The organism is 'Nostoc azollae' 0708, assembly GCF_000196515.1.
Classification (GTDB): domain Bacteria; phylum Cyanobacteriota; class Cyanobacteriia; order Cyanobacteriales; family Nostocaceae; genus Trichormus_B; species Trichormus_B azollae.
On record NC_014248.1, the window covers coordinates 92634 to 112313 of the forward strand.

The following is a 19680-nucleotide window of genomic DNA, read 5'->3' on the forward strand; positions in this document are numbered from 1 at the left end:
AGTCAGCGCGATCTTGGGGAGCAACTGCGGTGGACGGGTTTCCCGACATAAAGCAAGTGAAGTGGCGTGGTTTCGCCCATGTAGGCGCTTCGCCTTCCCCCAGGGTGCAACTGATGTTTGCGTAGCGTGCCGGAGGCATCACCCGAAGGGTGACAGTAAAGAGATTTACAACTGACAATTGACAACTGACCACTAAAACCAAAAGAGCGAGTTGTTTGTTCAACCCGCTCTTTTAATTTGGATATCAATGAGTAAAAACTGTCTGAGTTAATCGTTCTCTCTATCAAACTTTGCACAGGGCAGAGTTGATTTGACATACCTCAAATACTCCTCAAATAGCTCAACCGTTTCACATTTTATTTGTCTACAGTTAGCTGCAATCATAGCTATCAGCAATGGATTTTTTCAATATACATTGCTAACCTATGCCGTCTCTAGCCAATCATAAATTTTTTCTAACTGTTCTAGAGTAATCAAGCCATACTGCCACAGGATCATGGTTAAAGAACCAGGATCTTGCTCTCGGTGACGCAGTGCTACAGCCAGAGAAGCCGCGGAAATCGCTAAATCTTCTTGGAGAAAATTAATTAAACGAGAATATCTCGATGGTGCCATTTGTATCTCACGTCCTTGAGTAGAGTGTATTATCATATATCTTGACCTCTTTTCTCAATGATCTAAAGCCAGTATTTTATTTGTCACTGTGCTGTGACTGAATTGATACCTTAGCACAGCTAATTTATTATTCCTCTGAGAGTAAATTTATGTTCATTAAAGCCTAACTTGTGTGCAGAAAAGCAAATTCTGTCCTGCTTGTTTGCCCCCATCTTAAGCAGCATTAACTGTTTCAGACTTTTTGTTAAATTAATTTCATCTTGTTGACTTTTTTGTACTGGATGTAATTATATTTGGAGTAACAAAGATTCCATAGCCTATATTCCTCTATTGATGACTATTAACACTTATGTCAAAAGGAGGATTTTTCTAGCTAAAATTTGAAGCCAGGACTATAACTGAGGAATAGAAAAAGTTGAATGTGATTAGTGCTACTGTTGAGTAGTAGCTCTTAACTATTATTATTGCTACTTTAAGCAATAGTTTTATAACCACTAATCTTCATCAAAACTTGATAGACTCTTCACATCAATACATCAATATACTACAAATGGGTGACACTTGGAATTATGTCATACTGATACCCCAGGGTGGCATAAGCAATGGGTAACGTAGTGCAGCGAAGTATCTCGGAGATACTTCACTATCTCTTTCAGAGACGCTCCGCGAACGTTCAGAATGATACTAACCGTTTTTAGTAGAACAGGGTGTGAGGTGTCGGAAGCAACAGTGACAACTGATAACTGATAATTGATAACTAAGAACCTGAGGATTTGAAGAATTTCATTTTGACTTGATCACCTGCGTGTAAACCTAGTTCGGTAGCTCGTCCTGCCCTTAGTTCAATTACTTGATCTATCAGTACATTAGGTCCATAGGTCGGACAAGGGTCGCTATTACAGGGAGGTGCAGCAGTTTGCATATACTTGACTACACCATTGTCAAGGAAGACCATATCCAAAGGTACGGGTACATTCTTCATCCAGAATTGGACTGGTTGAGCAGAGGGAAAGACAAACACCATCCCACGATCATCTGGTAAAGCTGATCGATACATCAACCCCATCATTTGCTGTTCTGGTGTTTGTGCTACTTCCAGCTTAATTTTTGTCCCATTGGGAACAGTAGCTTGAGCAGAAATTGGCAAAGTTTGACCTTTAGATATTGGTGCTTGAGCTTGAGAAACTGATGTCGGAGTGGCAGATTGTGCTGTGGTTGGTGCAGAACAACCCATAAGTAAAATACTTAGCAGTACACACAACAAAGTTAGCTGACGCAACATAAGCAGTTCAAAATTCACATTTCTGAATCGACAAGTGATTTGCTAGTAAGGGTTATAGCCATTAAAGGTGGGAAAATTAAAGAGGTATTAACTGAATACTCTAGGTTTTTGTGATTTAGATTTGGATCTAACAGAAATTTCCAAAAAATAGCCCACTATTTACAATCATTTTTTTAATCAAACACCAATGATAAAAATTCTTGACTCTATCGTACTTGTTCTACTATACTAAGAACGGTTTAAAAGTATCATTCTGAACGTTCGCAGAGCGTCTCTGAAAGAGATACTTTACTATCTCTTTCAGTAGGTCCAAGTGTCACGCGTTTACAGTATAAATCACCAGTCTGAAACAGGAAACAGAGGAAAGAGGCAGTATGCAATAGTGTTAAAATTATGCCTTATTTCTGCTAGGTAGTCGGCTTTTGTGAGATATTTTGCTAGATTTTGCATATTAGGTACTGAAGGACCAAATTCTTCTTGATCAAAAATAAAGGCTGGAATTATAACCAGCCTTATAAAGTGTTAATTGCTTGATATTACGACTTTACGGTTGTTTCTTATTTAACTTTTGTTTCTTCCGACGTTTTTCTATAGTAGCGACAGCATGATCTACAGGATAACCAACTACAGGAATAACCTGATATTTGCGGTCATCTTCCAAGTTTCTTAGTTCAGTGTAATCAACCCAGTGAATACAATCAACTGGACAGGTATCTATAGCTTCTTGAACTACTTCTTCTGCGTCACCATCTTGGCGAATGACACGTGATCGCCCATAATCTGGTTCAATATAAAAGGTATTACGGGCAACATGAGCACAACTTTTACAACCAATACAGGTAATTTCATCTACGTAAACCCCTTTCTGCCGCACCATGCCGCCCAGTTCCGGTTCTAAACCAGAGCGTTCTGGCTCATCCCTTAAAAAACCGCCTAATTCTGGCTCTAAACGGGAACGATTATTTTCTAAATATTCTGGTAACGGCTGCAATTGGGTCATTACGCACTCCAGCGTTGTAATACTAAGCGAATAGAACCATCTTCATTTTTTTGTTGTTCAGCAACTTGAAAGCCCACTTTTGTAGTTTCTTTCATCACTGTTTGATAAGCATAACGCTGAGTAACTTGGCGCAAAAATCCATCTACAGACAAATCTTGCTGCCAATATTGCAGGTCAGCTACCAATTCGTATTCCTTTCCATTCCATCTAAAACCGATGTCATAACCATTTTCCTGCTCAATGCTAACTTCCGCTGCATGGGTTTGACCACTATAACCACTCACTTCACGGGGTCCTGGTTTCCAGTCTATACCTAAGTCAGAGAGAGCATCTTTTAAGGATTCGAGGTTACGGATTTGTGTTTTAATTTGGCTAAAGTGTGACATGGTGCTTTGTAATCTGTAGAAACTTTACTAGTTGGAAAACTTACCATTCGCTGAACGAGGTTTGCCTGTTCGCTATACCAGATTCCTGAATATTGTTGGTGGTAAAAAATTCTGAGGTTGGCTCTTGAATGAGTACCTGTCCCAGTTGAGCCTCTATTGCTGCTGTTACTTCAGCACAAGAAGCACCCACAATACCAGTGACTTTCTCTTGTACTCTACCGTCTGGATAAATTATGAATTCTAATGTTTCCATTGTCTGAAAGCCAACCTCGATAGTACAATTAAACCTTACTGCTGTAGCAGAGTTGGTTAAGACCTAGCAGCAGGAACTATTTAGAAACAAAATTGCTTGCCATTTGTTAAAAAATGTTCCATCGAATCGAAAATGAAAATATATATCTCAGAATCTTTACAAAAATTATTTTTTTTATAAGCGGTTGCATCTGTTAGTAGTAAGTCTCTCTTAACCTGATCAATTAGTCAAGATCAAGATTATCCAACATGAAGAACTGTAAAAACTCTGTAAAACTAGGATTACAGCCAAAAGACACACAAAGAGAAATCTAAAAAAATACTAAAGCTTATTGAAAAGATTTATCATTTTTATCGAATAAAGGCTATGTTGGATCATCGTGGTGCGATTGCTCGCTTGTGTTTAGTATATTTTTATTTATAAGTATTGCTATATATAGTAGAATACTACTTCTAGAGCTAAATCAGTGTCACAGAATTTTAGAAAGAAATAGGCTGAAAACCCTTAGTCTAAGCTCATTTGTGACAATTTAAGGCTGAAAGTCTTTTGTCAAGAGGCTTTTGGAGAAATATGGAAAAAAAACTGGTCAGTTCCACGTTGAAGAGCAGGAAAAGGAGCGACAATTAACTTAACATTTAGTTTTGGCTTCTGTTTGATAATACTTAAATCTCGATTTTGAGGGTCAGCAAAATATTTAACAGGATCTGTTGCCTTACCTTTTTGATGAGCCATAGTAGAATGATAAAGACCGAGATAAATCATTTCTAATGAAATCTCATCAAAAGGCAGAGAAAGTTCATCTGCTACGGTATCACCTAAATCTACTAAAACACCATAAAATAACCACGTTGCCCAAATTTGTAATTTAATCCCATTGATTGAACCTGTTCATAAATAACTTAAATCTAAGAGTCTTTCGACCGTATTAAAAGCATCTTAAATTCGCCTTGACTAAGTTTTGTGGGATTACACCACAGCAAATTATCTCTGGCTAACATTCTTGTCAGTTCTCTGACTCCTGCTATATCTCGCCACAGTAAGGTCAACACTGCAGCCATGATCAACGGTAAATTCAGTATCCGTTATCTGACTCCTAGTTTTCGGTAGTAATTTTCTTGATTTGTAATGGCTGGTGTCAGTAATCTTTCCAATTGCTGGCCTATTACTTCATCTTCCACCATTGGTCTCTATTTTTTTTGCCGTGGTCTCGATTGATTTTTCGGCTGTTTGTCATGGCTTGTTTCAATCGCTCAATTACTTGTCTACAGTGAGTTTATCACGATTTTTAACCTATCCAAATACCATCCTTGACAAAATTTCTTCTTTTCCTTAACTTGTCACCAATGATGCAGGGATAATGGCATTCCAAGTTAGTGCATCATCAGGCCACTCATACAAAAGAACTATCGTTGGTGCATCACTTTCACCATGGCTGTGATAGGCAATATTATATATTGAGACGGGAGGTTTTAATATATTGAATCATGTGGCTACATCAGATATTACTTTTACCAAACCATTAACAACTCGTGCTAGTTTCTGGAAATCAACTTTACCATACGTATCTTCTGATGTGTGGTAATATTGATAGCGATAAGGCGCAGTAAGTATATGTCACCATAATGTAAGGATTCAGGTGGTGGGGTATTGAAAAGTGTGATAGGAGAGGCAGAATATAGCAGTTATGGAAAAGAAGCTGCCACTAAAACTAGACAGAAAGATATTGAAGCAGTTGGGAACAGAGCAACTGGTAGAAATCATTATTGACCAGGGGAAAAGTATAGAGAACCTAAGAAATAGAGTAGTAGAACTGGAAAAAGAAATAGAGAAACTCAAGGTCAGTATAGATTTAGAGACCATAACATGATCCAAACCACCCTTGGGAGACATCCTCAAAAAAAGCGAGAACAAACAAGAAGATAAACCAGAAGAAAACCAGACACGAAAACGGAAACCAGGAGGACAACCAGGGCATAGGGGAAAAAGGAGAAAGGTGTTTGGTGGAGTAGATAGAATAGATTTGAGATAGTGGGACGGCAAGTCTGTGGATGGTGAGGTCAGGGGCAATTGTTTGGCGAACCAATAATCAAAATCGAAACACAACAAGCAAGTAGGGGAGTTGGTGGACAGGCCAATCCAAATAGTAGAATATGAAAGATATGCGTAGACTTACAGTGTGTGTGGGGAAACACAAAGGGCACACTGGTCACCAGAAATAGTACCCGGACAAGATATAGGAATCACAGGACAAGCTTTTTTGGGATGGATCAATAACTAGGGCCATTGACCCTATGAAAAACAACACTTGTTGTTGTGGGAAGTGGGTCAAATAGAAATTGGAGTGGGAACATTAGTAGGTACCAATGAAGGAATAGATGGTCCAGTGGCTCAAAGTATTCATAGCCTCAAACAGTGGATCAAACAAACCCAGCCTCATATCCTTGGGGATGAAATACCCTGGGTAGTCAAAGGGGTGAAACAATGGTTATGGATTTTTGCCAATAGTGACTTCCCTTGATTTCATGGGTCTGATACTCCTTGTCCTGGCGAATTAGAATCCATTGTGGGTTTAAGTTACTCTGGTGTACTCAGTTCTGATGACTTTACTGCCTATAACGGTTATGCGGTCACAGCTCAACAGAAATGTCAGGCACATCTACCCTACCCCGTCACTTCAAGACACTAATCAAGATTCCTGGCTTCAATCACCAAGAAATTGGCACAAAATTCATCGACCTCATAGATGAAGGTTTTAAAAACTACCCTTTATTCCAACAAACCCAAAACCTTCATGAATTCTTGACTTGGCCATCCTAGTTTCAACCAAAAGTTGAATCTTCCATTCATTCATTGATCAAGCCCCAGGGGAACCTGGTAAACTTTTACCTTCCTTAGCCAATAGACCTTGATCATAATTTAGCTGAACCAAGGTTAGGTTTAGCAGTGACACAACAAAAAGTCTCTGGTGGTTCTCTTTCTCTGGAGCTATTCCAACATCCTGCCAATTTATTGACGGTTATACAAACTTGTCGCCGTTAAGCACTTTCTCTAATTGAGTTTTTTGACCAACCTATGAAAGCCATGGTTCACTCTGCTTTCCATACACCTTCTTTAATCCCTCTTCCTTAGACCTGAATCCTTACACCATAATTCCTTTGTAACCCTTTTGGGACTGGTAAAGGCTGAATCATAGTGGTCACCCACTACAATTATTTCTTCGGGTTTATTTATTTCTTTCTTTTCAACTTCAATGTTGTAGTAAGATTTACCATCTATTTTATATTCTTGTTGTTGGATTTCGTAACCAGATTGAGTTAAAGAAGTGATTAAAAAGTCTTTTGTCTGATTGAGTTTCTCATATTGACTAGTGTTCCGAATACCAATTTCAACAGCCAGCTTTTTTTAATCTTGTTGTAGTAATCTTTGATTCAAAGGGTAATTTCTGCTGTTTTTAGAGGTGGAAGTTTTCCTTGATAACTTTTCTCCGGTATCCATAACATCATCCACCATATCCAAATACTGGAAACTGCAACAATACCAAGAAGCACAGCCAAAAGAATTAAGGCAGATTTATTGATAATTTGTAACTTGAATCTACTCTTATTTCCAGACTTTCGCATTCACTGTGCCTCTGATATTGCCATTTATGCTAATTTCATTACATCTCAACAAACTAATGCAGACAATATTATTGATATATTTGCGTAGCCTTCAACATATGATAAGTAATGATTAATTGGGTAAGTGCAAGGGGATAACTTTGCAAAGTCTCTCCCGTTGTACCTGCTATTTTACCTAGTTCGGGATTAATTTCGCGATCACATATACTTTTTAAGTAAGGCATATCTGAACACATAATATGCTCTATCTTATTCACCTGTTCCAAAGTAGCGTGTCCATCAACTTCTAACACATCCACCGGTTTACCCATATCTCGGACTAGTCCCAAACGCACGGCTGATTCTAGATCACCATTACCAGCTTCAATAATCTCTGTAAAATCTGGGTGGGGGATTGTTGGACGCAACACCAAGCGCACATTTAAATGTCCATTGCTTTCATCCTCATTTTCGTTGGGAGGATAGAAACTCACCACTATATCAGACCATTGACGCTGGGGACGGATAAACTGTTGTGAGTCTGGTTCACGTTTTTCTAATTCTTCCAATACCTGTTCTGGAGTATAGCCGCGTTTTTGCGTATCTCGCTTAACTTTCCACGTAGCGCGGAGTTTTTCCGGTGGTGCAAGGTAAACTTTAACATCATAAGCATCACGGGCTGCACGGGTAGAATAACCAAGTAAGCCCTCAATAATGACAAATTTACTAGGTTTAATATACTTTGGAGCTTCAAAGCTTCCCGTTTGGTGGCTATAAACTGGTTTAAGAATTGGTTGACCTGTGCGTAAAAGTGATAGATGCTGCTGCATAATATCTAAATGATTACAGTCAGGATGAAGGGCTGTAATACCTAATTTGGCGCGTTCTGTGCGATCATAACGGTGGTAATCATCAGTACAGATGAGTGTAACATTCTCCGGGCCAAGTATCTGAGCAATACCCCTGGTCAGGGTAGTTTTTCCGGCTGCACTGTCACCTACAATACCAAGAATGATTGGACAACTCATCTTACCCCCTTAACACAAATTAGTTGCGTGATAATGTTTGTCAGGAACACTTTTAGCTAATTTATTAATTTTAGAGGGGAATTAGCTAATAAATTCAAGCTTTCCCTATGGACGCAATATCTCTACACAATCAAAGGAGTTCAGGAGTTATAAAAATTATAGGAGTTTAAAAGAGGCAAGTTCTGGTTACACTAAAACAGATAAAGAAACAGATAAAGTTTTTATCAAAAAAACTATGGGAAAACAAACAATTGGCTTAGAGCAACACTTATATGATTATTTACTTGCAGTTTCTTTGCGAGAACCGGACATTTTAACTCAACTGCGCCATGAAACCGCCCAGTTACCAATGGATCAAATGCAAATTTCCCCAGAACAGGGACAGTTCATGGCATTATTAGTTAAATTGCTGGGAGCAAAGAAAACTTTAGAAGTTGGTGTTTTTACAGGTTATAGTTCCTTAGTAACAGCCTTGGCATTACCAGCAGATGGTAAGATTATCGCCTGTGATGTGAGTGAGGAGTTTACAAGCATTGCTCGCCGTTATTGGGAAAAGGCAGGGATAGCTGATAAGATTGATTTACGTATTGCTCCAGCTTTGGAAACTTTAGACAATTTGCTGGCAACAGGGGAAACAGAAAGTTTTGATTTTGCGTTTATTGATGCTGATAAGGGTAACTATGAAAACTACTATGAGCGCTCACTGCAATTAATTCGACCAGGTGGACTAATTGCCGTTGATAATGTACTGTGGTCTGGGAAAGTTGCAGATTCCGAAGTTCAAGATAATCAAACTAAAAAAATTCGCGCGTTCAATCAAAAGTTACATCAAGACTCACGAGTCACCCTGAGTGTAGTTCCCATAGCTGATGGGTTGACGTTAGCACGAAAGAATTAAGGATTCAGTTATCAGTTATCAGTGGTCAGTCTCTTTACTGTTAACTGTTAACTTATTTAACCTGTACTGTTTCCATTTTTCCTGCTGTCGCACCCTTTTTTCCTTGGTCAAACTATCAAAACAGTGCGGGCAGGAAATACCTTCTTCATACTTGGGTAAGGTTTTATCATCTTCCGCAATGGGATGACCACAACAGAAGCATAATTCATAACTTCCCTCTTCGAAACCATGACGAACTGTAACCCGTTCATCAAATACAAAGCATTCTCCTTCCCATAGACTTTCTTCGCTGGGGACTTCTTCTAAATATTTGAGAATGCCACCTTTGAGGTGATAAACTTCTTCAAAGCCTTGAGTCATCATATAAGATGAGGCTTTTTCGCAGCGAATGCCACCAGTACAAAATAAGGCAACTTTTTTGTCCTTTTTAGGGTCTAGATTTTTACTTACATATTCAGGGAATTTTCGGAATATTTGAGTTTGGGGATTTTCTGCCCTTTTGAAAGTGCCGATACTTACTTCATAATCATTGCGGGTATCAATTACGATCACTTGTGGGTCAGAAATCAAATCATTCCATTCTTGAGGATTAACATAAGTTCCTACTTTTTCATTTGGGTCAACTTCTAGTATTCCCAAAGTTACTATTTCTCGTTTTAGCCTCACTTTCATTCTTTCAAATGGTGGTGTGTCTGTGTAAGATTCTTTATGTTCTAAATCTGCTAACCGAGTATCACCACGCAGAAATGCTAAAACCGCATCAATAGCTTGACGAGAACCAGCTATAGTCCCGTTAATGCCTTCCTTAGCTAGTAAAATTGTTCCCTTAATGCCTTGTTCCTGACAAAAAGACAATAGGGGTGGTTGCAGTTCGATATAGTCGGGTAAACTGACAAATTTATACAGCGCTGCCACAACTAAAATATTTTCTGGTGTCATACTATTTACAAACAAAGAATATTATTGTAATCGTAATCTCTTTCAAAGTTTTGAAGTCAATCCTCTTTTAATAAAAATAAAATTATTAAAGTTTTTAATTTTGGATTGTTAAGGGAGTTTAGCTCAGTTGGTAGAGCGCCTACTTTGCAAGCAGGATGTCAGCGGTTCGAGTCGGCTAACTTCCATTAATCATGTTTCAATACTAGTGACAGGTTATTTGTTGGCATCTGGTAAATTTTTTCCAGTGTCAAATTTTCAGCCTTTGCTGCTTTCACCAGATCCTCTAAATTACGCACTCCCCATTCTGGGTTTTGTGACTGTAACGACTCATCAAAAGCTTCATTACTGGGTGCGGTATGTTGGCGATTTTGTTTGTAGGGACCGATATAAGTACAGGATACCATCTGGGGGAAGAATCTGCCCAGCTCCGGCCATGAGTCCTAGACAGGCTGACCAAGGGGAAATATGAATCATGTTAATGTTGACTATAGCGGCAATTGGCGAGTTGGATAATGTGTCTTTATCCACAGGCCAAGTTGGTAACTGTGCATCTTCTATGGGTGGGTAAAGATTGTCACTTTTAAATTCTTCTGACCAAGCGGCAATGCTGTTGTGTAATATGGGTTGGGGGTCATAAAGTAGCCATTTTGGCGGTGCTAGATGAGGTGCAAAAAATACTGCGTATTCTCCTGTTCCACTGGCAATTTCTGAAATAGTACCATTCGCAGGTAATACTTGTAAAAGTACCTCTAAAATAGCTTCACGGTTGCCTTGGGTTGCTGGTGCAAAGTGTTTTTGTCGGAATTTGTATTCATACTTCCGATGTCTTTATGATTATCATTAAACTGGATTGAGATGAAGGTACATATTAATTTTAGCTCTTTAGATTTTTAAGTTTTTCGAATATTTGACAAAATAATATGAAGTCCGGCTAATTAGTGAGAATAAGTGTTTTTCTCTTATCTATTCCCTACTATAAGTGCGCTCGCTCCCTGTTCACATTTTTTCACCACAATACAGGAGAAAGACTTGCCAAAATTAATTCATTCCACCCAACCCCCACTGAAATTTATTTCTCCACGCTTTAACCCTTTGGTACTCAAGACTGTTTCTTGGTTTCTTCCCTTGATTCTCTGGGTGAGAACTAGACCTTGGCTACCAGCAGGTATTGTGAAAATTGAAGCCAAAAATGCCGAAATATTAGCCAAATTATACCAGGAATTTCAAGCAGGGAAAATTCGCTTTTTAATCGCTTTTCGTCACCCAGAAGTCGAAGATCCCCTATCTATGCTATATTTACTTTCCCGCATAGTTCCCAAAGTAGCACGAGACAAAGGCATTCCCCTAGAATACCCCGTACATAGTCATTTTATGTATGAACGAGGGATGACATTATGGGCAGGAAATTGGTTAGGATGGTTATTCTCTTATGTTGGTGGTGTACCTGTACGTCGGGGAAGACGAGTAGACAGAAACGCTATTCAAATGGCACGGGATTTATTTGCAAATGCTAAAATGCCGATTGCGATCGCACCAGAAGGAGGTATAAATGGTCATAGTGGTATTGTCAGTCCTTTAGAACCAGGTGTAGCACAGTTGGGTTTTTGGTGTGTGGAAGATTTACAAAAGGCCAACCGTGAAGAAACTGTTGTTATTATCCCCATTGGCATTAAATATAGTTACGTTAACCCACCTTGGTCAAAAATAGATTGGTTGTTATCTAAATTAGAAGCTGATAGCGGTTTACCCGTTGCGGAAATTAATCCAACAGGGAAGAAACTGGAAGAAGTATTATGTCAGCGGATTTTAAATCTTGCTGAATATCTCATCACAGAAATGGAAGAATTTTACCGTTGTTTTTATCATCGAGATTTACCAGCAATTCTTGCTAAGGAAACAGCTAAACCTAATGATATTTTAATTACGAGATTACACCGTTTAATGGATACAGCGTTACAAGTTTGTGAACAATATTTCAATGTACAGCCGCAAGGTAATTTTATTTATAGATGTCGGCGCTTAGAAGAAGCTGGATGGAATTATATTTATCGTGATAAAATAGCTGATATTAATAGTTTACCACCCTTCAAACGTGCTCTTGCTGACTGGGTAGCAGAAGAAGCAGATTTGCGAATGCAGCACATGAGAATAGCGGAAGGTTTTGTGGCGGTTACTGCTAATTATATTCAGGATAAACCCACAGCGGAACGATTTGCAGAAACGGCGTTATTAATGTTTGATATGTTGTCTAGAATTAAAGAGTCTACTTTACCAGGAAGGCCGCGTTTAGGTTTAAAACAGGCGATGATTACCGTAGGTAAACCAATTTCTGTGAGTGAAAGATGGCAGATGTGTCAAGGTAATAAACAGGCTTCTAGAAGGGAGTTGAGTGATTTAACAAATGATTTGCAGGTGGAGTTGGAGGCGTTGGTTAAAGATTAGTTTCACCCATAGACGCAGACGCACGGAGAAGGTTTCTTTGTCTTGATCTGGGTAAGCTGATACATTTGATTTCAACCATATAATTCAGCTATAAGACGTTGATAGAATAGGCACGAATAGCAGGATATAAATTTACTATACTCAAATTATGCTGTAAAGCTTGACAAATCAAAATTAGATCAAAAGGGCAACGATGCAATAATGGCAAGTTCAAGAGTTGACCAACACTTTCTTCCTCTAAGTTGAGGCTGCGTATAAGGTGTTGCTGTCGCTGTTTGGGAAGATAAATTTCAGAATACGCTGGCAAAGATAATTTGCCTGATTGATACTTAACAGTAACTTGCCACACAGAGATATAGCTTAAATATACGTCGTTGTTTAAATCACGAATGCTATTCTGCAAATGAATTGGTAATCCTTGCTCACCACTAATGAAGCATAGAAAAATATGGGTGTCCAACAATAGTTTCATTTACCCTCAAAATTATTCAAAATATCTTCAGGTCAAGGAGTATCAAAATCATCTGCAACAGTAAATTCTCCAGGACATAAACCATAGGGTCTCAGTTGTTGAGCAGTAGATGAAACTGGTTTAATTTCTGCAATGGGCTGACCTTCTTGTATGAGAATAATATTCTCTCGTGCTCCTACTTGGTGAAGATAGCTAGTTAGATTTTTTTGTATTTCATCAATTGTTAGGGTTAGCATGAATTATTTTGAGATGAGTGGTCAGGAATATTTATAGACAGTGGAGGATGAATTAAAGACTCTAGCTAATCCAAAAAAGCCATTTCTGCATCTAATTCACGCCGATTTGCAGCCATTTCTTCTACAAACTCATCAAAAAGAGGGTCGTCTTTGAATATACCAGCAAATTCTACCCACGGATTAAATTATTCGATTTGCTGTTCCTATATCCAGATTGGTAAATAATTTAGCTGTACTGTAAGCTATTTTAGAGAAGACATGACTCTAGGTTAGATAGATATTTTTGTGGTTGCGTAAAAATCAGGAATGTGGATATATAATTAATAGAGATAGAAATATGAAATTCCCTACTCAACCAGATTGAGTAGGGTAAATTATGGTCTGTACACTCACATAAAAATAGGCAGCAAGTGAGGTAAAACACGAATATGAAACCAAGTGGACTTTATTTGCTATCATTTTATCTGTTCTATTGCTATTTATCGCAATAGAAACATTAGCATTAGCATCAAACGGTGGGGCTGTAGCATTGAGTGCGGCCGATTTGGCTAAATCAGTAGTTGATAGAGTTACTGCGATAAAACAGTAAACTTAAATACTGGCAAATCTCAGTTTGTAAGAGTCAAGCTTACTAGATAAGATTTGTGGAACTTTGAGGGTAGATCATCTATGCTGTTAGCAGCATGGTGGGTTTCTGCCCTTTTTTTATGGGTTCTGGATTATTTTTATACCCGAACAACTTAACGTCGTCAACTAAGTTTAAATATATCACAATATAAAAGAAATCGTATATATTCAGTAACCCAAAAAGTTTTTTATAAGCTTTACCATGTAGAGATTGCAGCTAAAGCCAGGGATATCACAAAACAACATTTTGTTGAGCATTTGAGACGATATCCATAGTTACCTTGAAGCGTTCGCTCTAAGATCCCTCTAAAACCAATGGTCAATACTCCTCATTGACAATGGCTGAAACCCCTGTTTGGACCTTGTTTTTCAAAAGTTTGTGGTTTACTGATATATTCTTATTTGATTTTTGAACAGAACTCAGTACCCATTAATCCTCCACAATCCTTTCACCTCGTGTCTGCCTACATAAGTAATTATGACTACGCCACTCTACGAGAGCAGGAATCAAACTGGATTCCTATATAAATTTCGGGTTTCCACCAAACCAAAATTAATTAGGGTTTAAAAGAAGCCTTGAGAAAATTATCAGAACTCAGCCTGAACTTTAGGCAATGGTAGCAGAAGTAGCACAGCTAATTGATAAAACTAGAACCAAAGCAAATTCTCAGCAATTAATTTTTATATGTTTAAACAACACTCTTGTATTACTTCCTGCGCCTATGCGTAAAATAGAATATGTAATTCATTTACACAACAGTAACAAACGATATAAACTCAAAAATTGTAGTTTCCCAAATACTCCACCCGATAAATCCCCCCTCGTGCTAAACTTCTAAATCTTAGAGTTGGGAAACTCCGGTTAAATTCCGGGACTGTGCCGCAGCTGTGAAGAAAAGGCAACGGGTAAAGGGCAAAAAGCAAAAGAATGGAATTTAATATGGAATTTAATTCAGCCTTTTACTTGCTAGTTTCCAAGTCAGAATGCCAACGCTAAGAAATTGATCAAGTTCTGTCTCTGCGTCGCACGGGGAAGGAGTATTAGTTTTGCTGTCTGCATTTTACGCCTGTCCAGGATTATTTTACACCACACCAGCTCAAGATGGGATGTTGTCTCGCATCAGAATTCCCGGTGGAATCCTTACTAGTGAACAGTGTGGGATGATTGCCAACATAGCTGATAATTATGGTGGTGGCTATATTGATGTAACAAATCGCGCCAATCTGCAAATACGCGAAATAAAAGCTGCGATAAATATTGAAGTTCTCCAAAGTTTACAGGAGTTAGCTTTAGGTTCTGTTAATACCGCTGTAGATCATATCCGCAACATTATGACTAGTCCCACTGCGGGTATTGATACGCAAGAGTTAACTGATACTCGTCCCCTGGTTAAAGCTTGGGATAACTATATTACAGCACATTCGCATTTTTCAGGACTATCTGCTAAATTTAGCGTTTGTTTTGATGGTGGTGGAAAAGTTGCGGTTAAGAATTGTCTGAATGATATCACTTTAGCAGCCGAATTACTCGATGGAGATGGAAAAACTCATCATGTTTATTTTCGATTGCATCTCAGTTGTGGTGAAAAAGGAAAACCACCCCAAGACACAGGAATTTTGTTAAAGCCAAAGGAATGTATTCCTGTTTTAGCGGCTTTAGCTGATGTCTACTTACAACATACAGATGCAAAATTACGCCGTAAACCCCGGTTACGGGAAGTTATCAATGAGTTGGGTGTAGAACAATATCTACAGGAAGTTGAACAACATTTCAAGGTGAATAATTCCGTCTGTGATGATAAATTATTTTTCTCCCACTCCTTGTTTACTGCACAAGAACCTAAAAGGGAAAATTTCTTATACCATCTTGGTATTTATCCTCAACGCCAGACGGGTTTATTCTATATAGGTGTAGTTTTACCTCTAGGACGTTTAGAAAGTTTGCAAATGAGGGGTTTAGCTAATTTAGCGACAAAATATGGTAGTTGTAATTTGAGGTTAACACCTTGGCAAAATGTACTAATTACTGATATTCCTCAGCATAAAATTGCTGAAGTCACACAAGAGATTACCAGCTTAGGGTTAAATATCTCATCAACTCATATCAATAGTGCATTAGTGGCCTGTTCTGGTAAACGGGGTTGTGCTGCTTCCGCAACGGAAACTAAAGACCATGCTTTAGCACTAGCCGCATATCTCGAAAACCACCTCACCCTAGATTCTCCAATTAATATTCACTTCAGCGGTTGTGTGAAATCTTGCGCTCAACACGACCAAGCTGATATTACTTTAATTGGTGTCAGTTCTGAAGCAGAAGATAAATCTTTGGAAGGGTATCAAGTGTACGTCAGTGATGGTACTTTACGAAAATTTGGTTATCAATTATATGAATATGTGACCTTTACTGAATTACCAAAACTGATTTCCAGAATGTTGCAAATTTATCAATATCAACGATTAAGCCTTGATGAGTCATTTAGAGAATTTGTCTACCGTTATGGTACATCTCAATTGTTGCAAATATTTAGTTAAATTACCAATCACCAATTACCACATAGCAATTAATTATGTCTAACTATATACGCGATCCTAACCAAATATACCGTAACTCTTTCGCCATTATCCGGGCAGAAACTAACCTAGATGCTCTATCAGATGATGTAGCTAAAGTAGCGGTACGTCTAATCCATGCCTGTGGAATGACGGATATTCTTTCTGACTTAGAATATTCACAAACGGCTGTGCAGTCGGGTAGAGAAGCCTTAGCCGCTGGCGCACCGATTTTATGTGATTGTCACATGGTGGCTGAAGGGGTGACTAGAAAAAGATTACCTGCCAATAACCGAGTTATCTGCACAATCAATGATCCAGAAGTGCCAACAATATCGAAACGCTTGTCAAATACAAGGTCAGCAGCAGCTTTAGAATTATGGCGTTTTCATTTAGATGGTGCAATTATCGCGATAGGTAATGCACCTACAGCCTTATTCCGGTTATTAGAAATTCTTGATGAGGGAGTGCCACGTCCCTCATTAATATTGGGCTTTCCTGTGGGGTTTGTGGGTGCAGCAGAATCAAAAGCCGCCTTGGCTGCAAATAGCCGCAATGTACCATTTTTAACTTTACATGGACGACGGGGCGGGAGTGCGATCGCAGCTGCTGCCATTAATGCCCTAGCAACAGAGGAAGAAATATGAACTCAAAAGGTCGTTTATATGGTATTGGTGTAGGCCCCGGAGATCCAGAACTATTGACACTAAAAGCACTGCGATTATTACGAACTGCCCCTGTCATTGCCTATCAATCAGCAATAGATAAGGACAGTATCGCTAGGAAAATAGCGTCACAATACTTACCAGAAAATCAGGTTGAAGTTTTATTTCATCTGCCCCGTGCCTTAGAACCAGAAAAAGCCAAATCCATTTACGACCAAGAAGTTCAACCCATCGCCGAACATTTGGCAGCAGGTCGAGATGTGGTAGTTCTGTGTGAAGGAGACCCGTTTTTTTACGGTTCTTTTATGTACATTTTTACTCGTTTATCAGACGAATATCAAACGGAAGTTGTTCCAGGTGTTTCTTCACTCATGGCCTGTCCAGTATCATTAGGTGTACCCTTTACCTACTACAACGATATTCTCACAGTTTTACCAGCCACCTTGCCCACAGAAATGCTAACCTCACATTTATTAGCTACAGATGCAGCAGCAATTATGAAACTGGGTCGCAATTTCGCAAAAGTTCGGGATATCCTACATCAATTAGGATTAGCATCACGGGCTAAATATATTGAAAGGGCGACAATGACACAACAAAGAATTGTGCCTCTAGATGAAGTGAACCCAGATGATGTTCCTTATTTCTCTATGATTGTCATACCAACGAAGCAGAAATTGTGAACTTGGAAGAAAAAAGGAGTATGGCTTACCCCACGCTGCGCTATCAGGAGGCAGAAGACAGGAAGTAATATAGAAGTAATATATTAGACTCTCCATACTCCCCCATCTCCCCTAGTTGTAATTTTAAATTGTGAATTTTCTAGGTACTCATGAAAACAAGGGTTGCACCTGCCATACTCATACTGAGTCAGAATAGTTTAATTGTAGGTCGTAAGATCACCAGCATATTTCCAGGTGCGAAATTGTATGGTTTAGCAAGTCGCACCTCAGATGTTGATGTGAGTTTCCAGAACTTTGGGGACACTGTGCGGGAACTGTTCCCTGCTGGAACGCCTTTAATTGGCATTTGTGCAGCCGGAATTCTTATTAGAACTCTAGCACCCCTAATTACAGATAAAGGACAAGAACCTCCAGTATTAGCCGTAGCTGAAGATGGGAGTGCGGTAGTACCCCTATTGGGTGGACTGAGTGGAGTAAATGATTTAGCGCGTCAAATTGCAGAAGCATTAAATGTGAAAGCCGCAATTACAACCACAGGAGATTTGCGTTTTCACACAGCTTTATTATCTCCTCCCGCTGGCTATCATTTAGCTAACCCAGAAGATGGGAAAAAATTCATTGCTGATTTATTAGCAGGGGCAAAAGTTAAATTAGAAGGAAAAGCCCCTTGGTTGATTGAAAGTAAATTACCAATAGACCCAAATGGAGAGTTGACTATTCAGATTACTGAAAATTTGGGGACTCCTCAACCGAACTGTTTAGTTTATTACCCTCAAAAAATACCAGCAGACATTTCTCCCCAAAATATCCTCTCCTCAGAAACCATTGACCAACCACGAGGAAAATTAGCCATCATTGGGACTGGTCCAGGTGCATTAAAGTGGATGTCTCCCGAAGTCAAAGAAATTCTCCATGCTGCTAGTGATTTAGTCGGTTATAAAACCTATATCAATTTAATTGGTGCTTTAGCAGATGGCAAAAATCGCCATGAGTCTGATAATCGAGAAGAAGAAGCAAGAGCAAAATTTGCCCTAGACTTAGCAGCCCAAGGAAAATACGTGGTAGTAGTTTCTTCTGGAGACCCAGGTATCTATGCAATGGCTACCGCAGTTTTTGAGGTTTTAGACCGCTACAACAAACCAGAATGGCAAAATATTGATATTCAAGTTGCCCCTGGAATCTCCGCCATGCAAGCCACCGCAGCAGCCATTGGGGCACCATTAGGGCATGATTTCTGTGCGATTTCTCTATCTGACATTTTAAAACCTTGGGAAATTATCACTCAACGTATTGCAGCAGCAGCCCAAGGCGATTTTGTTATTGCTTTTTATAATCCTGTTTCTAAAGAACGTACTTGGCAAGTATCAGAAGCTAAAAGTATCTTACTTCGGTACAGAAAACCAGATACTCCAGTAATATTAGGGCGAAATATTGGTAGACCTCGACAAGTGATTAAAGTAATTACTCTTGAACAGTTAGAACCAAATGATGCTGATATGCGAACCTTGATTATTGTTGGTTCTTCCCAAACTCGGCAAGTGCAAACCAGTGATAGTAATCTTTGGGTTTATACGCCGCGTCGTTACCAAATGTGAGTGCAAGTTCATCCATAAATAAAGCCCCAGGAATAACAATATATTCTTAGGGCTTACATACCTGACCACCTTTACCTTTTATATTTAAAAATATCATAATTTTTGAGAGCGCAAAGGCATAAATCCAGTTTTTATGTCTCAAACGAAATTGATGATTTTTCTAACTTGTGATATGACTCACCTTCCGGATTCCAACTGTATAAACTAAATACAGCTATTTTCGGATAAATAAACCACATTTTGAGATTTCACGCGATACTGTGTCAGTTGCAAAGGAATAGATCTATTCAGGATATGGTCTAAATAAAGCAACCACCAAGGTGCTGAGGACATCAACATGTATCCCTTTTTCGAAGCCGTAGATATTGATAAAACTTAGACACAAATAGACTTTCAATTCTTTTATATGT

General features: G+C 38.9%; 17 protein-coding genes, 1 tRNA gene, 3 pseudogenes and 1 riboswitch. Of the genes and pseudogenes, 8 read left to right on the forward strand and 13 right to left on the reverse strand.

The window, feature by feature from the left end:
* Positions 1-423 precede the first annotated feature (423 nt).
* The 7 genes and pseudogenes from AAZO_RS00475 to AAZO_RS44480 all read right to left on the reverse strand — a co-directional run bounded on the left by AAZO_RS00475 (position 424) and on the right by AAZO_RS44480 (position 4594).
* Positions 424-651, reverse strand: coding sequence for a DUF2949 domain-containing protein (locus tag AAZO_RS00475; RefSeq protein ID WP_013189774.1), 228 nt, complete (start codon positions 649-651; stop codon positions 424-426).
* A 721-nt stretch (positions 652-1372) separates the two neighbouring features.
* Positions 1373-1897: a DUF192 domain-containing protein gene (locus AAZO_RS00480; RefSeq protein ID WP_013189775.1), complete on the reverse strand. Its 525-nt coding sequence runs from the start codon at positions 1895-1897 to the stop codon at positions 1373-1375.
* A 544-nt stretch (positions 1898-2441) separates the two neighbouring features.
* Positions 2442-2897, reverse strand: a complete 456-nt coding sequence (locus AAZO_RS00485; RefSeq protein WP_013189776.1) for a ferredoxin — start codon at positions 2895-2897, stop codon at positions 2442-2444.
* Positions 2897-3283, reverse strand: coding sequence for a DUF1257 domain-containing protein (locus AAZO_RS00490; RefSeq protein ID WP_013189777.1), 387 nt, complete (start codon positions 3281-3283; stop codon positions 2897-2899). Before AAZO_RS00490 ends, AAZO_RS00485 begins: the two co-directional genes overlap by 1 nt.
* Before the next feature lie 40 nt (positions 3284-3323).
* Positions 3324-3536, reverse strand: coding sequence for a DUF2997 domain-containing protein (locus AAZO_RS00495; RefSeq protein ID WP_013189778.1), 213 nt, complete (start codon positions 3534-3536; stop codon positions 3324-3326).
* 549 nt (positions 3537-4085) lie between these two features.
* A pseudogene (locus AAZO_RS44475) lies at positions 4086-4472 on the reverse strand (IS4 family transposase); the annotation flags it as partial.
* Positions 4442-4594: a hypothetical protein gene (locus AAZO_RS44480; RefSeq protein ID WP_476691472.1), complete on the reverse strand. Its 153-nt coding sequence runs from the start codon at positions 4592-4594 to the stop codon at positions 4442-4444. The gene AAZO_RS44480 and the pseudogene AAZO_RS44475, both read right to left, overlap by 31 nt.
* 626 nt (positions 4595-5220) lie before the next feature.
* Here AAZO_RS44480 and AAZO_RS28085 point away from each other — a divergent pair.
* A pseudogene (locus tag AAZO_RS28085) lies at positions 5221-6665 on the forward strand (IS66 family transposase).
* 299 nt (positions 6666-6964) lie between these two features.
* Here the strand turns inward: AAZO_RS28085 and AAZO_RS00515 are convergent.
* Together AAZO_RS00515 and AAZO_RS00520 are read right to left on the reverse strand one after the other, a co-directional pair.
* Positions 6965-7156 carry a hypothetical protein gene (locus AAZO_RS00515; protein ID WP_013189779.1) on the reverse strand — a complete coding sequence of 64 codons (192 nt, stop codon included), beginning with the start codon at positions 7154-7156 and terminating at the stop codon, positions 6965-6967.
* 68 nt (positions 7157-7224) lie between these two features.
* Positions 7225-8163: a phosphoribulokinase gene (locus tag AAZO_RS00520; protein WP_013189780.1), complete on the reverse strand. Its 939-nt coding sequence runs from the start codon at positions 8161-8163 to the stop codon at positions 7225-7227.
* 235 nt (positions 8164-8398) lie between these two features.
* Here AAZO_RS00520 and AAZO_RS00525 point away from each other — a divergent pair, with 235 nt between their 5' ends.
* Positions 8399-9061, forward strand: a complete 663-nt coding sequence (locus tag AAZO_RS00525) for a class I SAM-dependent methyltransferase (RefSeq protein WP_013189781.1) — start codon at positions 8399-8401, stop codon at positions 9059-9061.
* 18 nt (positions 9062-9079) lie between these two features.
* On the opposite strand, the gene trhO is transcribed toward AAZO_RS00525, so the two are convergent.
* Entirely contained in the window at positions 9080-10000 is a 921-nt protein-coding gene (gene trhO / locus AAZO_RS00530; RefSeq protein WP_013189782.1) for an oxygen-dependent tRNA uridine(34) hydroxylase TrhO, read from the reverse strand.
* A 112-nt stretch (positions 10001-10112) separates the two neighbouring features.
* On the opposite strand from trhO, the gene AAZO_RS00535 reads away from it, so the two are divergent.
* A tRNA-Ala gene (locus AAZO_RS00535) sits at positions 10113-10185 on the forward strand.
* On the opposite strand, the pseudogene AAZO_RS00540 reads toward AAZO_RS00535, so the two are convergent.
* Positions 10186-10815: pseudogene (locus AAZO_RS00540) on the reverse strand (DUF938 domain-containing protein).
* Positions 10816-11029: 214 nt separating this feature from the next.
* On the opposite strand from AAZO_RS00540, the gene AAZO_RS00545 reads away from it, so the two are divergent.
* Positions 11030-12442, forward strand: coding sequence for a lysophospholipid acyltransferase family protein (locus AAZO_RS00545; protein ID WP_013189783.1), 1413 nt, complete (start codon positions 11030-11032; stop codon positions 12440-12442).
* 88 nt (positions 12443-12530) lie between these two features.
* Here AAZO_RS00545 and AAZO_RS00550 read toward each other — a convergent pair whose 3' ends face one another.
* The gene (locus tag AAZO_RS00550) at positions 12531-12914 is read right to left on the reverse strand and encodes a type II toxin-antitoxin system VapC family toxin (protein ID WP_013189784.1); all 384 of its coding nucleotides are present in this window, start codon (positions 12912-12914) and stop codon (positions 12531-12533) included.
* Positions 12915-12946: 32 nt separating this feature from the next.
* A complete protein-coding gene (locus AAZO_RS00555) occupies positions 12947-13150 on the reverse strand; it encodes a type II toxin-antitoxin system Phd/YefM family antitoxin (RefSeq protein WP_013189785.1) in 204 nt (67 codons plus the stop codon).
* Positions 13151-14582: 1432 nt separating this feature from the next.
* Positions 14583-14787, forward strand: a riboswitch (cobalamin riboswitch).
* Positions 14788-14824: 37 nt separating this feature from the next.
* Here AAZO_RS00555 and cobG point away from each other — a divergent pair.
* The 4 genes from cobG (at position 14825) to cobJ (ending at position 19270) form a co-directional block, all read left to right on the forward strand.
* On the forward strand, positions 14825-16309 hold the full coding sequence (gene cobG, locus AAZO_RS00565; RefSeq protein ID WP_013189787.1) for a precorrin-3B synthase: 1485 nt from the start codon (positions 14825-14827) through the stop codon (positions 16307-16309).
* A 35-nt stretch (positions 16310-16344) separates the two neighbouring features.
* The gene (locus AAZO_RS00570) at positions 16345-16974 is read left to right on the forward strand and encodes a precorrin-8X methylmutase (protein WP_013189788.1); all 630 of its coding nucleotides are present in this window, start codon (positions 16345-16347) and stop codon (positions 16972-16974) included.
* Positions 16971-17675 (forward strand): precorrin-2 C(20)-methyltransferase, encoded by a 705-nt coding sequence (locus AAZO_RS00575; protein ID WP_013189789.1) that lies wholly within the window; start codon positions 16971-16973, stop codon positions 17673-17675. Before AAZO_RS00570 ends, AAZO_RS00575 begins: the two co-directional genes overlap by 4 nt.
* Positions 17676-17824: 149 nt before the next feature.
* Positions 17825-19270 (forward strand): precorrin-3B C(17)-methyltransferase, encoded by a 1446-nt coding sequence (gene cobJ, locus AAZO_RS00580; RefSeq protein ID WP_013189790.1) that lies wholly within the window; start codon positions 17825-17827, stop codon positions 19268-19270.
* The last annotated feature ends 410 nt before the right edge of the window (positions 19271-19680 follow it).